Here is a 15,408-nt window from a genome sequence, read left to right as displayed (position 1 = left end):
TTTGTATAATCTGGCGCAATAAAAGGAGATCATATGCTAAAAAAACAAGCCGATACTATAAGATTTTTGTGCGCTGACATGGTGCAAAACGCTAACAGCGGACACCCAGGTGCACCTATGGGTCTAGCTGATATTATGGTGGTTTTAAGCAACTTTTTAAAACACAATCCAAAAAATCCAAAATGGCTAAACAGAGATAGGCTTGTTTTTAGCGGTGGTCACGCATCAAGCTTGGTTTATAGCTTCTTACATCTAAGCGGCTACGATCTAAGCCTAGATGAGCTTAAAAATTTTCGCCAACTTGGCTCAAACACTCCAGGACACCCAGAAATTCACACTCCAGGAGTTGAGGTGGCTACTGGCCCACTTGGTCAGGGCGTGGCAAATGCAGTTGGCCTAGCTATGGCAGAAAAATACGCTGCAAACGTGCTAAACGAGCCAGATAATAAAATAATCGATCATAAAATTTACTGCCTTTGCGGCGATGGCGACTTAGAAGAGGGCATAAGCTACGAGGCATGTTCGGTAGCCGGAAATTTAAGACTAGACAACCTTGTGCTCATCTACGACTCAAACAACATCACGATCGAGGGCGATACAGCGATAGCATTTAGCGAGGATGTCAAAGCTAGGTTTGAGGCGCAGGGTTGGGAGGTCGCACGTATCGACGGACACGACTATGATCAGATCGAATTTGCACTTGAGCAAGCAAGCGAGAAAGAGTCGCCATATCTCATAATTGCAAACACACGCATAGCACGTGGCGCAATGGAGCTTGAGGGCAGCCACCACAGCCACGGCGCACCGCTTGGCGAAGAGATCATCAAAAAGGCAAAGGCTGCAGCTGGCTTTGACCCTGAGAAGAAATTTGCTATCGACGAGGACGTGCTTTTAAGATTTAGAGGCGCGGTAGAAAAGGGCGACTTGGAAGAGGCTATGTGGAACAAAAAGGTTGAGGCATTAAGCAGCGAGGGCAAAAATTTACTAACCTCACTTCTTAATCCAGACTTTAACAAGCTCGAATTTTCAGACTTTAGCGACAAAAAGCTAGCCACAAGGGATACAAACCATGTAATTTTAAATGAGATAGCTAAAAAACTACCTGGCTTTATCGGTGGTAGTGCTGACTTAGCTCCTTCAAATAAGACTGAGCTAAAGGGTATGGGCGACTTTCCAAATGGCAAAAATATCCACTACGGCATCAGAGAACACGCTATGGCGGCCATCAATAACGGTATCGCTAGATACGGCCTTTTCTTGCCATTTTCAGCAACATTTTTCATCTTTAGCGACTATCTAAAGCCAAGTGCAAGGATAGCAGCACTCATGGGCATCAAGCACTTTTTTGTCTTTACACACGATAGCATCGGTGTTGGCGAAGATGGTCCTACACATCAGCCGATCGAGCAGCTTAGCACATTTAGATCGATGCCAAATTTCTACACTTTCCGCCCAGCTGATGGCAACGAAAATGCAGCCAGCTGGAAAGTGGCTCTAAATTTAAACGCTCCAAGCGCATTTGTGCTTAGCCGCCAAGGGCTTGATCCACTTGCTAAAGGTGAATTTGGCGAGGTTAGCAACGGCGCATATCTTTTAAGCTCGTCAAAAGATGCGAAGATAACATTTATGGCAAGTGGTAGCGAGGTATCACTCTGTGTAAAAGCAGCTGAAATTCTTGGCGAACAAGGCATTGGCGCAAATATCGTATCAGCACCTTGTTTTGACCTACTTTGCGAGCAGCCAGATGAGTATGTGGCTAAAATTTTAGATAAAAATACAACCATCATCGCAGTTGAAGCTGCAACCGGCTATGAGTGGTATAAATTTGCTGACGCAGTTTATGGCATGAATAGCTTTGGCGCTAGTGGCAAGGCGAACGAGCTATTTGATCACTTTGGATTTACTCCGCAAAAACTTGCAAATTTTGCTAGCGAACTTATATAAATTTAATCTTGGGGAGTAAAATCCCCAACTGCAATCTAAAATCAAAAAAGGCATTTTATGGAAATTTCTCACGTTATTGTTTTGGCCTTGGTGCAAGGCATAAGCGAATTTTTGCCGATATCTAGCTCGGCTCATCTTATCTTGGTGCCAAAGCTACTTGGCTGGCCAGATCAGGGGCTTGCCTTTGATGTGGCAGTGCACGTTGGTACGCTAAGTGCGATACTTTTTTATTTTAAAGATACGATTTTTAAGCTACTTCGTGACTTTTTTGCCTCGATCATACAAAGAAAGATGGTGGGCGATAGCTTGCTTGTCTGGTGCGTCGGCTTTGCTACCATTCCAGTTGGGATTTTTGGACTTTTGTTTAACAATATTATCGAAGAATACGCAAGAAGCGGCGTTGTGATCGCTATTACTACGATCGTCTTTGGCATAGCACTTTACTTTGCAGATCTTCGCTCGACAAATAAAAGCGAATATGAAATGACGATAAAATTTGCTCTTATTATCGGCCTTGCTCAAGCTGTGGCGCTCATCCCTGGCGTCTCAAGATCAGGTATAACGATGACAGCAGCCTTATTTTTAGGTTTTAGCCACAAGGGAAGTGCGAATTTCTCATTTTTGATGTCGATCCCAGTCATCATCCTAGCCGGCGGACTTGAGAGCATCAAGCTAATCAAAGATCCAAACGCTTTGCCATGGAGCGACATCGCCCTTGGCGTCATCATAAGTGCTGTTAGTGCTTATCTTTGCGTTAAGCTATTTATGGGTATCATCTCAAGGATTAGAATGTTGCCTTTTGTCATCTATCGCTTGATCTTGGGAGCATTTTTGCTTTATCTATTTTTATGATTTTAAAGTTTTAAAAAGTAAAAGCCAAGTGTGGAGAAATTTTTCACACTTGGCAAGAATATTTAGCGTGAGTATCTTTCAAGAAAAATTTCAAGATAAGCTTGATAATTTAATCCTCTTTTTTATCTTTTTTAATAACATTTAACAGATCTTTTGCAGCTTGGTAAGCCCTATCTCCAAATTTCTTAGCTTCTGATTTGATGTCTATTTGCTTAATGTCTTCAAATTTTTCATTGGCTTTTTTCTCAAGATTAGCGATCTCTTGTTTGATCTCTTCGATTTTATCGTTTGTATCAAAATTTAGTTTTAGCTTTTTACTCTTGTCATTTAGCTCTTGCTTTAGGGCTTCAAATTTATTATTTGCCCCACTCATAAGCTTTGCCATGCCGTTTGACTTTAGCTCTTCTATCCTTGAAATAATCTGCTCTCTTGCTTGATCGCTAATGCGTTTAAATTTTGCTAGGTTTGTATCTAGTTCGCTATTTATCACATTTTCGATCTCATTTCTTGCTACACCTTCAAATTCTTTTTCAAGTTCCCTAAGCAAGGCTATAAATTCTTCATCAATATTTTTTAAATTTAGTAGTTGTGAGTTTAGCCTAAGCTCATCTGGAGCAAATTTCGCCTCATCTTTGAGCTTTTCTATGGCTCTTAAAATACCATCTCTTGTGCCACTTATCGCTCCACTTATCAACTCTTTTGCAAAGATATGACCCTCGTCTGCCAAATTTGCTGCTGCTATGATGATGTTTTTTGAAATTTCAAGTATCCGCTCTTTGCTAAACTCTCCTCCAATTATCGCAACATAGGTCATATTTTTAGCTATCGCACCAGCTGTTTCCTCGACATCTTTTGCACCTTCAAGAGTTGTTAAAAATGCGATTTGAGCACTTTCTTTTAAGATACCAAGAAGCCTTGTTTCTCTAATGATCGCATTATTTAAAAGCTCTAAAATTTCCTCTTTTTCACTAAAATTTCTATCTTTTACGACTTCTTCGGCTGCTTCAAATGAAATTTTGAGCCTATTTTTTATCTCTTCACGTTTTGCTTCTATTGCACGATTTAGCTCATCTTTTTTATCAAGTAGCTCGTAAAGTGCCTTTTCCTCAGCACCGACAATGGCTTGATTTATCCCCTCCATGGCACTTTTTAGATTTTTTGCATTTATGAGATCTTCTTTGTTCATCTTGTTATAAAGATCATTCATTTTAGCCTTTAAAATTTCTGGCAAAGCATTTATATCTTTGTTTGCAGCATCTTGAAAAAAGTTATTGCAAAGAGCTTTTATGCTTATTAATAAGCCATCACTGTTTTTATAATCATGTAAATTTTGTTCTAAATTGTCCATATCTTTTACCTTATAAAACGTATTTTGCTTCGTGTTTTAGTGCTGAAAATATCTCTAGCCTCTCTTCTTCGCTCAAAACTAGTACAGCTAAGTCATAGCTTGCGTACTTTTTATCTTTGCTAAATTTTGAAAAGACTAGCTTAAATTCTCTATCTTTTAATATCTCTTTTACCTTTTCTTCTACATTGACATCTGCATCAAATATTATTTTATATTCCCAATGCGTTGGGTAATCAATTTTTGCTTTTTTGTTATTTAGATCGCATATACTCGCCACTTTTTCCTCCTGTTTTACTCTCTAACACGATATTACTTATTTCCATGCTTTTATCTATAGCTTTTACCATATCATAAATGGTCAAAAGCCCCACGCTAACGCCAGTTAATGCTTCCATCTCAACGCCTGTTTTACCCTCTATTTTTACACTCACATAAAGCTTAAAAGCACAAATTTCAGGTAGCTCTTCGATATCACAATCCACACCTAAAATAGCTAGTGGATGACACATCGGGATTAGCTCGCTTGTCTTTTTAGCACCCATGATCGCAGCGACAACGGCTGTTTGGATGACTGGGCCTTTCTTGCCAGTATTTTCTTTTATCGCTCTAAAGGCCTCTTTGCTCATTTTGATGATCCCGCTAGCAGTTGCTACTCTTTTTGTAGGATCTTTTGGGCTTACATCGACCATTTTTGGGCGGTCTTTCTCATCTAAATGCGTTAGCATTATCTCTCCTTTTTTGGCGGATTATAGCCTATTTAAACAAATTTAAATTACCAATGGCTTTAAGCTAAAAATATATCAAATGTATAAAATTTAACTTTTTACTTAAATGCTGAGAAAAATTCTCATTACTTAATATAATTATTTAATTTAAATAATTTTCTTAAGAAATAATTTAAATCTAAATTTTTATGCAAATTAGTACTAAAAATAAGCGATTCAATAGATAATAAATTTTATTAAAGCCATATTAGTATTGATTAAATCATAATGTCTATATAATGTAAATAATAAAATTTAAAAAAAATTATTGATATTTTTCTTTAAAAGCTTAAAAAAATAAATTAATCGCTAATTTGCTTTTAAGAGTTAAGTATGTATAGTTTTTTTGCTTAATAAATTTATGATGAAAGTGCCTTGGATTATGAGATTTCTGCTTTGTATAAGTTTGTTTTTGATAACAGCTTTTGCCCAGCAATTAGGCTGCTTTATTAATGAAAGCAACCAAAGCATCGTCTTTATAAAAGATGGACAGATTAAAAATTTGGATCTAAAAGATACGATTTATAAAAATCAAGAGTGCGGAAATGATGGAGAATCCTTTTATATTGCAAATTTAAACAATGAGATTATTGAGGTAACAAATGAGAAAAATTTCTTATTTGCTATGCCAAATATTGGCTGTAAAATTTCGCAAATTATGGCAATTAAAAATAAAATTTACGTAGCTTGCGATATGGCTAATGAAGTAAGCATAGGCGTTTTTGATAAAAATCTAAATAAACTTTTAACTAAAAATTATAAAGATGTTTATAAAATTTCGAGCCTTTTGCCAATTGATGATGAACTATTTTTTACGAGCTTTAATGGAAAAGCATTTTTGCTTGATAAAGAGCTTAATTTAAAAGAGAAAAAGCGTGTCGGTTTTGCTCCGCTTAGTGCCTGTAAATTTAAAGAGAATGATATTTTGCTTGGCTTTAGAGATGGAGAAATTTTAGATTTTAAAAGTGGAATTAAAAAGCAAGTTTTAAAATCTAAAATTTCAGCTCTTGCGTGTATGGAGGATGAAATTTTTATAGGTGATGGGGATGGAGTAGTCTATAAATTTGACAAAGATCTTAAACTAAAAGGGCAAAAGGCTCTTTTTGGCAATGAGATAAAAAGAATTTTTATAGATAAAGGCGTCTTAAATGGCGTAAATTTAGACAATGAGATAAAGAGTTTAGAGATAAATTCATTTTAAAAAGGAGAGTAAATGCAAAAGTTATTTTGTGTCGCAAGTGCTGCGTTGCTTGGGCTATCTTTAACTACTGCTTGTGCTGCTAGTAGTGACCTTGAAAAAGTCATGAAAGAGCGTGGGCTAAGCGAAAAAGATGTCCTTGCAGCTGCTAAAACTTATCAGCCTAGCGGTAAAAAAGATGATTTCATCGTCTTTTCATCTGGCGGGCAAAGCGGTCAAGTGCTAGTTTATGGCGTTCCGTCGATGAGAATTTATAAATACATCGGCGTTTTCACACCAGAGCCTTGGCAAGGATATGGCTATGACAATGAGTCAAAAGCTGTTTTGAAACAAGGCAACATCAGGGGCAAAGAGATAACATGGGGCGATACACACCACCCAAATTTCACTGAGAAAAATGGCGAGTATGTTGGTGATTATCTATTTATCAACGATAAAGCTAACCCAAGAATCGCAGTTATAAATTTGCATGACTTTGAGACAACTCAAATCGTTGTAAACCCTATCATGAAGAGTGAGCACGGCGGTAGCTTCATCACTCCAAATAGCGAGTATGTTATCGAAGCTAGCCAATATGCAGCTCCGCTTGATAACAACTATCACTCAATAGACGACTATGAAGCAGTCTATAGAGGCGCTGTAACATTTTGGAAATTTGACTATCCAAAAGGTAAGATCGATGAGAAAGAATCATTTTCTCTTGAGCTTCCACCATACTGGCAAGATCTAAGTGATGCTGGTAAAGGCGAGAGCTACGGCTGGGGCTTTACAAACTCAATAAATACTGAGATGTATACTGGCGGTATCGAAAAAGGTCTTCCTCCATTTGAAGCAGGTGCAAGTAGAAATGACACTGACTTCTTACACGTTTATAACTGGAAAATTTTAGAAAAACTTGTTCAAGACAAGAAAAACTACAAAGTTATAAATGGACACAAGGTAGTTACAATAGACGCTGCCGTAAAAGCTGGTGCGTTATTTTTGATCCCAGAGTCAAAGAGCCCACACGGTTGTGATGTAAGCCCAGATGGTAGATACATCATTATTGGTGGTAAGCTTGATACTCACACATCAGTTTATGACTTTAGAAAGATAAAAGAGCTAATCGATAAAAAAGAGTATGCTGGCACTGACCCATACGGAATTCCTATATTAGATAGAGAAAAGTCAATGCACGGACAAGTAGAACTTGGACTTGGACCACTGCATACATCATTTGACTCACAAGATGGCGTACTTTATACTTCACTTTACGTTGATAGTCAAATCGTAAAATGGGACTATAAAAATTTAAAAGTGCTTGATAAGATAAATGTTCACTACAATATCGGCCACCTTGATACAATGGAAGGCAAATCAGCAAAACCAGTTGGCAAATATGCAATCGCTCTTGATAAACTTTCAATCGATCGCTTTAGCCCAGTTGGCCCACTTCATCCACAAAATCACCAGCTAATAGACATCACTGGTGCAAAAATGGATCTAATCTATGATATGCCAATACCACTTGGTGAGCCACACGATGTTGTGTCAATAGCTGCTAGCAAACTAGCTCCAGCGCTTACTTACAATATGGGTACAAACTCAAGAACAGGCGAGGCTAGCCCATATGCAACTCTAGCTGGTCAAGAAAGAGTTGAGAGAAACGGCAAAAATGTAACCGTCTATGCAACGATGATCAGAAGCCACATCAACCCAGAGCACATCGAGGTAAATAAAGGTGATAACGTAACAATTCACCTAACAAACCTAGAGCGCGCTCAAGATGAGACTCACGGCTTTGGCATCGACCTTTACAACATTCACGCTTCACTAGAGCCTGGCAAAACTGCTTCAGTAAATTTCGTAGCTGATATGGAAGGTGTCTTCCCATACTACTGCACCGAGTTTTGCTCAGCACTTCACCTAGAGATGATGGGCTATTTACTTGTTAAAGATCCAAATAAAAAATATGAATCTGCAAAAAATAACAAGCTAAAAACTCTAAGCCCAGAAGCTTTAAAAGCTGAATACGACAAAGTAATCGCAACTAATAAGGCAACTGATGATGTTATCCAAGAGGTTGTTAAATACCTAAAAGAGAAACATTATGAGAAATATCCAAAAGTAAAAGCCTTGGTTGATGACGCACTTGATCAATACGGTCACATCAAAGAGGTAAAAGCTAAAGCTGACGAAGCTTACAAAAAAGGCGACGTAAACGGCGCTATCCTTTGGGAGTACCAAGTATGGCAATACATGGTTAAAACAGCTGACGTTGGCTTAAGAGCTAAAAATAACCTAGCTAAAGAGATCGCAACTCCTATGAGTCCAGCTGCTGCAAAAGGTGAAGAGGCTTATCTAAAAGGCGGATGTAATGGCTGCCACGTTATCGGTCAAGTAAGCTCAGGTCCAGACCTAACAGGCGTTTTGCTAAGACATGAAAACGGCGAAAAATGGGTAGCAGAATTTATCAAAGATCCTGCTAAGTTCTATAGTGATGACTACATTAAATCAATGATTGATTACTTTAACCTTAGAATGCCAAATCAGCATATGAGCGATGAAGAGATCAAAAATATCATCGAATACCTAAAATGGGTAGATGAAAACGCTGGTATGTAGTTTTTAAAGGGGCATTTTGCCCCTTTTTAAATTTTAAAATTTTATTTTTAGCAGATTAAATTTTAAAATTTAAAGGAGAGATCATGAGTAAATATAAAATTTATACCATTGTTGCACTTGTCTTAATGACTGTTTGTTTTACTTTGCCTGTTCTTGGTTGGCACGGAGCAAAAGAGCGTATAGCTGATGGAGATGAACTACCATCTTATACTTACGGTATCTATAATCTTTATAGCTCATTTCAGTATAAAAATCACCTTTTATCAAAAGATGTAGCAAGCGATCTTCATAAGATGATCGAGCAAAAAGCAGAGATAGGCACACCATCTTTTCCTATCTGGTACGTCTCTCTTGAAGCTCCAAATTATCCAAAATCAGCCTTTCCTGATGGAATTCCTGTATATTTTCACGTAGATGGATATAGTGGTGACGTGCATGAGATGAATACGATAAATCACTACATCGGTATGTATCCTATGGAGCATGGCGGAAATTTAGAGCGAGCGATAGCGCCTTATTATTTGCTTATTTCAACGCTTTGTATGCTTGCATTTTTGTATTACAACGGTAAATTTAATTCACTTCTTATGGTTCCAACGATTATCGCCCCTGTGCTATTTATGAGCGCATTTGCAGGATGGCTTTACTGGTATGGACACAATATGCAAGAGTGGGGTGCATTTAAGATTAAACCATTTATGCCAACAGTTTTAGGCGATGGTAGCGTTGCACAATTTACAACACACTCTTATCCAAGTATCGGATTTTGGGTTATGATCGCCATGAGTGTATTTTGCATACTTGCAGTATTTTCAAAGAAAAAAGAGCTAAATGCGTAAAATTTTTATTTTTGCCCTTGCTTTCTTGCCTATTTTTAGCTCTGCAAATATCCTTCAAGATGCAATAAATAACGCTAGCCCTGGCGACGTTATAAAGCTAGGAGACGGCATCTATGAAGGAAGCATAACTATAAATAAGCCGCTTAGTATCGTTGGTGAGGGCAAAAACGCTCACATAAAAGGAAATGGTAAAGGCACAGTTGTAAAGATTATTGCCTCAAATGTTACGCTTAGAAATTTAAAGATAAGCGGTAGCGGAAATGACCTTGGTGAGCTAGATGCTGGCATTGGCTGTGATAAAGCAAATAATGTCTTGATTACGCAAAATGACTTGAGTGATGTGCTTTTTGGGATTGATTTTAAAGAGTGCAGTAGCTCAAAGATCACTGAAAATAACATCACTTCTAAAAAGGGGGCCAGTCTTGGCTTTAGAGGTGATGCGGTTAGACTTTGGTATAGCCATGAAAATTTAATCGAGGGTAATTATATTTATGATAGCCGCGATATGGTTGCATGGTATGCGAGTCACAATAAATTTTTAAAAAATAAAGCGATCCGCGGTAGATACTCGCTTCACTTTATGTATGCGAATCAAAATTTAGTCGAAAACAATGATTTTATCGGCAATGCAGTCGGTATGTTTTTTATGTATTCAGCTGGCTCAAATATAAAAAATAATCTTGTTATGGATAGTGACGGCGCTTTTGGTATCGGTATCGGTCTAAAAGATGTTTCAAATTTTACTATCGAAAACAATACGCTTATCTATAATGCGAGAGGAATTTTGCTTGATAACTCGCCTTTTCAGCCAGGCTCAACGATAAATTTCTTAGGCAATAAAATTTTACACAACGTAGTTGGCGTATATTTTCACGCTACTCAGGGGACAAGCATATTTGAAAATAATGATTTTATAGGCAATATGGATATCGTTGCGAACGACACTCCAGGTGATAAAATGGCATTAAATCGGTGGAGTAAAAATTATTATGATGAGTATGAGAGCTTTGATAGAGATAAAGATGGCTATGGCGATACGCCGTTTATGCACCTATCGTATGCCGATCAGCTTTGGCAGTATTATCCGAATTTGCAGTTTTTCTATGGCTCAAGTGTCTTTAGTATCTTAAATTTTTTAGCCAAACTCGCGCCATTTTCTGAGCCAGTAAAGCTACTTGAAGACAGCACGCCAAGGATAAAACCACTTGATGCTTCAAATTTTAACGCGTTAAGGGCAAAACGTGGATAGAAGAAAATTTATAATTTTAGGCTCAGTCGCAGCTGCCGCAGGATATGGCATAGGTAAAATTTTGCCAAAAAGTAGCGGTGATAAACTCTATCTTAGACCACCAGGCGCGGTTGATGACTTCGATGATCTTTGTGTCAAATGCGGTCAGTGTGTGCAGGTATGCCCTTATCACAGTATAAGTTTGCTTGATATAAAAGATGGATATTCAAATGGTACAGCATACATCGATCCTAAAAAGAGAGGTTGCTATTTATGTGATCTTTTCCCATGTGTACTCGCCTGTCCAAGTGGTGCGTTAGATCATGCTACAAAAGTTGTTGATGATGTGAAAATGGGTGTTGCTGTCTTGAGTAATACAAATGCCTGTATGTGCCTAAAAAGAGAAAAACTAAGCGAAGATAGCGTTGAAGATTTGCTTGTTCGCAAAATTTATAACGATAGGGAAGAGGCAGAAAAAGATAAGATAAAAGGCAAAATCGGTCAAATTTGTGACCTTTGTGTCAGCATTTGCCCAGTTGGCGATAGTGCAATAGTAATGAGTGAAGCAAATTTACCACTCATAAAGCATGGCTGCGTTGGGTGTGGGGTGTGTGCTGAGGTTTGCCCTGTAAAAATTATAAATATAGCCCCAAAAATGAGTTATGATGAAATTTATAAGGAGAAAGAATGAGATTAATAATGTCTTTAGTAGCTACCGCTTTGCTATTTGTCGGCTGTGAAAAGAGTGATGACAAAGCGCAAAAAGCAGCCAGTGAGCAACCAATAAATGTAGCCACGAGTGCTAGCATAAAGGTTGAAAAAAAAGAAAATAATCAAAGTACAAATAAACAAAATGACTTCATAAAATATGATATGCACGGCGAAAAGAGCGTAAAATTTGGACTTGAAGATAATAACGTAAGCCGTCAAATCGGTGCTTTAGCAATGGTAAGAACCCCTCTTCAAACTATAAATTTAAGACTCATAAAGGGTAGGCTTAGCAAGAATTTCATCACAAAGTGCTCAGCTTGTCATGATGATTATGCAAATGGCATCATCGGGCCATCACTTTTAACAAAAAGCGAAAATGAAATTTATACAATGATAAATGCTTATAAAAATAAAGAAAAAGTCAATGTCTTGATGCGAGATCTTGTTAAAAAAATGGATGATAGTGAAATCAGAAATTTAGCTAAAGAAATCAGTGATTTTAATACACAATTTAGGAGCAAATAATGAAAGTAGGAAAGATTATAACCATTATTTTAGCAGTAGCAATTTGCGGTATCATGGTGTTTATGTTAAGCCAGACTCCGCCTAAAAAGGAAAAGGTAACAACTAATGCTCAGCCAAAAGTAGAGCAAAATTTTACAAAAGAGCAGCTAAAGTCTAGCGAAGAATTTGCCAGCGAAGATGAGCTAAAAAAGGTAAAAGAGCTAAGTCTAAGTGTGGCTAAAGTGCACAATGAAGGCGTTAGTAAGCAGTATCTAACAACTTGTGCCCCGTGTCATGGTGCAAATGCAAAAGGCGTCGTAGCTCCTGATATAACACACCTAAGTAAGGATGAATTACTTAAAAAACTAGCTGATTATAAAGCTGGTAAGGTACAAAACTCACTTATGAAGGGGCTACTTACAAATGTTAGTGATAGCGAGCTTGAAAGCCTTGCAGATGAAATTTCTAAATTTAAAAAGTAAAAATGGACAAATATAACACTCGTGCGACGATTAGAAATGTAAGCTTTCTAAGCACGTTAATCACAACTACAAAAGATGGCAAAAAGCGTCCTAGTATACGATTTTGGCGCATATTTAGCATTATTCTAGTTCATCTTTTATTTGTGCTTTCATATAGAGTTGATATACAAATTTTAGAAGGCGACATCAGTGCCTCAAGGATATTTGGTTTTCACTTGGCAGATGCTTTTATGAGCCTGCAAGTATTTTTGGCGACGCATGAAATCCATGTAAATTTAATAATTGGCTCACTTAGTATCTTGGCATTTTATATCATTTTTGGCGGTAGAGGCTTTTGCTCTTGGATCTGTCCATATTCATTAATAAGCGAAATAGCTGAGAAGATCCATGAAAATTTACGCGCCAAAAAGATAGTAAAACCACGAGTTTTTGACACAAAGTGGCGATATGTTTTTACTATTTTATTTTTAACCCTTAGCTTTGCTAGTGCAAGTCTTACATTTGAAATTTTTAATGTTGTTGGGATTTTTTCAAGATTTATTATCTATGGCTATTTTCATGCTATTTGGTTCGTTGTGGCCATGCTTATGGTTGAAATTTTCTTCTCACGTAGAGCTTGGTGCAGATATGTCTGTCCTATTGGAGCTACTTACTCAGTGCTAGCTAAACCAAATGCCATAAAAGTTAGCTGGGATAAAGAGAAGTGCGATCACTGCTTAGTTTGCACCGATGTTTGTCTAGTGCCTCACGTACTTTTTATGACAAAAAAGGGAGCAAAGCTTGACGAGAGCAAAAATATCTTTAGGATAGCTGGTGCTGATTGTACGCTTTGTGGTAGGTGTATTGATGTGTGTCATCAAGATGCACTGAAATTTGACAACGGCTTTAAAAAACTCATATAAGGAAAATTTTTGATAGATATAAAAGAAGTAACTAAAATTTTTGGCTCGCAAAGGATACTTGACAATGTTAGCCTAAACGTAAAATCTGGCGAAAAAATAGCAATACTTGGACAAAATGGAGCTGGCAAAAGCTCGCTCATGCGTATCATTTTAGGCGAGTTTATTCCAAATAGCGGAAGCATCGCGATAAATGGCGTAAATACTCTAAAAGATAGAAAAGGGGCTTTGAAATTTATCTCATTTGTGCCACAAACCCCACCACCGCTTAAATTTAATCTACGCGAGCTTTGTGAGTTTGTTTGCAAAAGCTCAAATGTAAAGTTTGAAGAGATTGAGAAATTTAGCAAGCTTTTAGAGCTTGATCTGCATGCAAATTTAAATAAGCCATTTTATAAGCTCTCTGGCGGCATGAAACAAAAGATGCTAATAGCCATCGCATTTGCTAAGGATAGTGAAATTTTGATGTTTGATGAGCCAACGGCAAATCTTGACGTAAAAGCAAGGCTTTCTTTTAAAAATTTACTTGATAATTTTACACAAAACAAAACACTTGTTTTCATTTCACACCGTATCGATGAGATAGCAAATTTATTAGATAGATGCGTCTATATGGACCTTGGCAAGATCATCAAAGAAGAAAATTTAAGGAGCAAGAGTGAATAATCTTTTTTTAATAGCGAAGCTTGATGTAAAAGAGTCTTTTCGCTCAAGATGGTTTGTGATATATGCTGCTCTTTTTTCTGCTTTGATGATAGGATTTTTATTTAGCGGCGTGACTGATTCACGTGTACTTGGCTTTTCTGGTCTTACTAGAGCGCTGCTTTTGTTTATTCAAATTTGTGTCATCATTGTGCCTATTTTTATTCTCATCTCAACCGTAAGAAGCATAAATCAAGATAGAGATACAAATTTGCTTGAATACATCCTTAGCTTCCCACTAAGTCTTAGAGAGTATTACTTTGGTAAGGCACTGGGCCGTACATTTGTTGTTTTTGTACCACTTTTGTTTGCTCTTTTGCTTTGTGTTGTTGTTGGTCTTATAAAAGGTGTTGCGATACCTTGGGGCGTGCTGGTGCTTTACTTTGGACTACTTTTTAGCTTAAGTATCATTTTTTTATCGCTTGGATTTTTTATCTCAAGCGTGATTAAAAATCAAGAGACAGGCCAAGGCGTAGCGTTTTTACTTTGGCTTATAATGCTTGCGTTCATTGATCTAGCATTAATTGGACTTCTTATGCGAAGCTCGGTTGATGAGTACGTTATTTACGCTATTGCTATACTAAATCCGATAGAGCTTTTCAGGATAGCAGCACTTAGTCTTTTTGATCCAAATTTAGCAGTTATCGGTACTGCATCTTATTTTATTTTAAGCACCTTTCCAAAAGCGACATTTGTAGCTTATGCGATTATTTATCCGCTCGCACTAGGCATTATTTTGCTAGTTTGTGGCTATTTCGCCTTTAGTAAAAAAGATTTGGTTTGAGATTGTTTTTTGTTAAAGAAAAGTTGGTTTTAAATTTAGACGAAACTTGTATTATTCTACTTGTCCAACAAGAAACCTCCTTTTTGTAATAGCTCCCTTTCCCCCAAAGGGAGCTAACTTCTTCCAAGGAAATTTATGAAAAAATCCATTTTATTTTTAGCATTTGCTCTTATGTCTTTGAATGCAAACTGGGATATAAATATGCAAGAGTGTATTAATAAAAGCAACGCTAAAGCTTGCGAGAGTTTTGCTAAAAAGCTTTCAAGCGAGTGTGAGAATAAAGATAAAATTTCTTGCTTTATCTATGCAGATATGCTAGGACGCGGTCTTGGCGCAGAGAAAGATACGCAAAAATCTTTTGAGATATTTAAATCGCTTTGTGATAATGGTAGTAGTGAGGCTTGCTATGAGCTAGCGACAAAGTATCTTCAAGGAAATGGTACTGAGCAAAGCTTTGATCTTTCTGCAAACGCTCTTGATAAAGCTTGCAAGATGGGCAGTAAACGAGCTTGCAATGTATTAGAGCTTGTGCCTAAAAATTAGCCTAAT

General features: G+C 37.3%; 16 protein-coding genes. 13 read left to right on the top strand and 3 right to left on the bottom strand.

Annotation, left to right across the window (positions count from 1 at the left end):
• Positions 1-33 precede the first annotated feature (33 nt).
• Both tkt and MTT30_RS07500 read left to right on the top strand, forming a co-directional pair.
• Positions 34-1,944 (top strand): transketolase, encoded by a 1,911-nt coding sequence (gene tkt / locus MTT30_RS07505; protein WP_429801527.1) that lies wholly within the window; start codon positions 34-36, stop codon positions 1,942-1,944.
• A 57-nt stretch (positions 1,945-2,001) separates the two neighbouring features.
• Positions 2,002-2,796, top strand: a complete 795-nt coding sequence (locus tag MTT30_RS07500; RefSeq protein ID WP_429801526.1) for an undecaprenyl-diphosphate phosphatase — start codon at positions 2,002-2,004, stop codon at positions 2,794-2,796.
• Between the two features lie 109 nt (positions 2,797-2,905).
• Here the strand turns inward: MTT30_RS07500 and MTT30_RS07495 are convergent, their stop codons facing one another.
• The 3 genes from MTT30_RS07495 to moaC are packed head-to-tail and all read right to left on the bottom strand — an operon-like array spanning position 2,906 to position 4,872.
• Entirely contained in the window at positions 2,906-4,144 is a 1,239-nt protein-coding gene (locus MTT30_RS07495) for a hypothetical protein (RefSeq protein WP_429801525.1), read from the bottom strand.
• Between the two features lie 10 nt (positions 4,145-4,154).
• The gene (locus MTT30_RS07490) at positions 4,155-4,421 is read right to left on the bottom strand and encodes an HP0495 family protein (RefSeq protein ID WP_429801524.1); all 267 of its coding nucleotides are present in this window, start codon (positions 4,419-4,421) and stop codon (positions 4,155-4,157) included.
• A complete protein-coding gene (moaC, locus tag MTT30_RS07485) occupies positions 4,396-4,872 on the bottom strand; it encodes a cyclic pyranopterin monophosphate synthase MoaC (protein ID WP_180382178.1) in 477 nt (158 codons plus the stop codon). The genes MTT30_RS07490 and moaC overlap by 26 nt, the downstream gene beginning before the upstream one ends.
• Positions 4,873-5,290: 418 nt before the next feature.
• Between moaC and MTT30_RS07480 the strand changes: the two genes are divergently transcribed.
• The 11 genes from MTT30_RS07480 (at position 5,291) to MTT30_RS07430 (ending at position 15,402) form a co-directional block, all read left to right on the top strand.
• Positions 5,291-6,109 carry a hypothetical protein gene (locus tag MTT30_RS07480; RefSeq protein ID WP_429801523.1) on the top strand — a complete coding sequence of 273 codons (819 nt, stop codon included), beginning with the start codon at positions 5,291-5,293 and terminating at the stop codon, positions 6,107-6,109.
• A 12-nt stretch (positions 6,110-6,121) separates the two neighbouring features.
• Positions 6,122-8,710 carry a Sec-dependent nitrous-oxide reductase gene (gene nosZ, locus MTT30_RS07475; protein WP_429801522.1) on the top strand — a complete coding sequence of 863 codons (2,589 nt, stop codon included), beginning with the start codon at positions 6,122-6,124 and terminating at the stop codon, positions 8,708-8,710.
• Positions 8,711-8,793: 83 nt separating this feature from the next.
• Entirely contained in the window at positions 8,794-9,549 is a 756-nt protein-coding gene (locus MTT30_RS07470; protein WP_072595072.1) for a cytochrome C, read from the top strand.
• A complete protein-coding gene (locus MTT30_RS07465) occupies positions 9,542-10,798 on the top strand; it encodes a nitrous oxide reductase family maturation protein NosD (protein ID WP_429801521.1) in 1,257 nt (418 codons plus the stop codon). The genes MTT30_RS07470 and MTT30_RS07465 overlap by 8 nt, the downstream gene beginning before the upstream one ends.
• Entirely contained in the window at positions 10,791-11,468 is a 678-nt protein-coding gene (locus MTT30_RS07460) for a 4Fe-4S dicluster domain-containing protein (RefSeq protein WP_429801520.1), read from the top strand. Before MTT30_RS07465 ends, MTT30_RS07460 begins: the two co-directional genes overlap by 8 nt.
• Positions 11,465-12,013, top strand: a complete 549-nt coding sequence (locus MTT30_RS07455) for a c-type cytochrome (RefSeq protein WP_103560094.1) — start codon at positions 11,465-11,467, stop codon at positions 12,011-12,013. Before MTT30_RS07460 ends, MTT30_RS07455 begins: the two co-directional genes overlap by 4 nt.
• Positions 12,013-12,474 (top strand): c-type cytochrome, encoded by a 462-nt coding sequence (locus MTT30_RS07450; protein ID WP_054197253.1) that lies wholly within the window; start codon positions 12,013-12,015, stop codon positions 12,472-12,474. The genes MTT30_RS07455 and MTT30_RS07450 overlap by 1 nt, the downstream gene beginning before the upstream one ends.
• 2 nt (positions 12,475-12,476) lie before the next feature.
• Positions 12,477-13,376: a NapH/MauN family ferredoxin-type protein gene (locus MTT30_RS07445; protein ID WP_103644287.1), complete on the top strand. Its 900-nt coding sequence runs from the start codon at positions 12,477-12,479 to the stop codon at positions 13,374-13,376.
• Between the two features lie 9 nt (positions 13,377-13,385).
• Positions 13,386-14,039 (top strand): ABC transporter ATP-binding protein, encoded by a 654-nt coding sequence (locus tag MTT30_RS07440; RefSeq protein WP_054197251.1) that lies wholly within the window; start codon positions 13,386-13,388, stop codon positions 14,037-14,039.
• Entirely contained in the window at positions 14,032-14,859 is an 828-nt protein-coding gene (locus tag MTT30_RS07435) for an ABC transporter permease (protein WP_429801519.1), read from the top strand. Before MTT30_RS07440 ends, MTT30_RS07435 begins: the two co-directional genes overlap by 8 nt.
• A 135-nt stretch (positions 14,860-14,994) precedes the next feature.
• Complete coding sequence (locus tag MTT30_RS07430; protein WP_429801518.1) at positions 14,995-15,402, top strand: tetratricopeptide repeat protein; 408 nt, start codon at positions 14,995-14,997, stop codon at positions 15,400-15,402.
• Positions 15,403-15,408 lie beyond the last annotated feature (6 nt).

Origin of the sequence: Campylobacter concisus, assembly GCF_050447445.1 — a bacterium.
In the GTDB taxonomy this organism is placed as follows: Bacteria; Campylobacterota; Campylobacteria; order Campylobacterales; family Campylobacteraceae; genus Campylobacter_A; species Campylobacter_A concisus_BI.
This window is presented reverse-complemented; position numbering and strand designations above follow the sequence as displayed.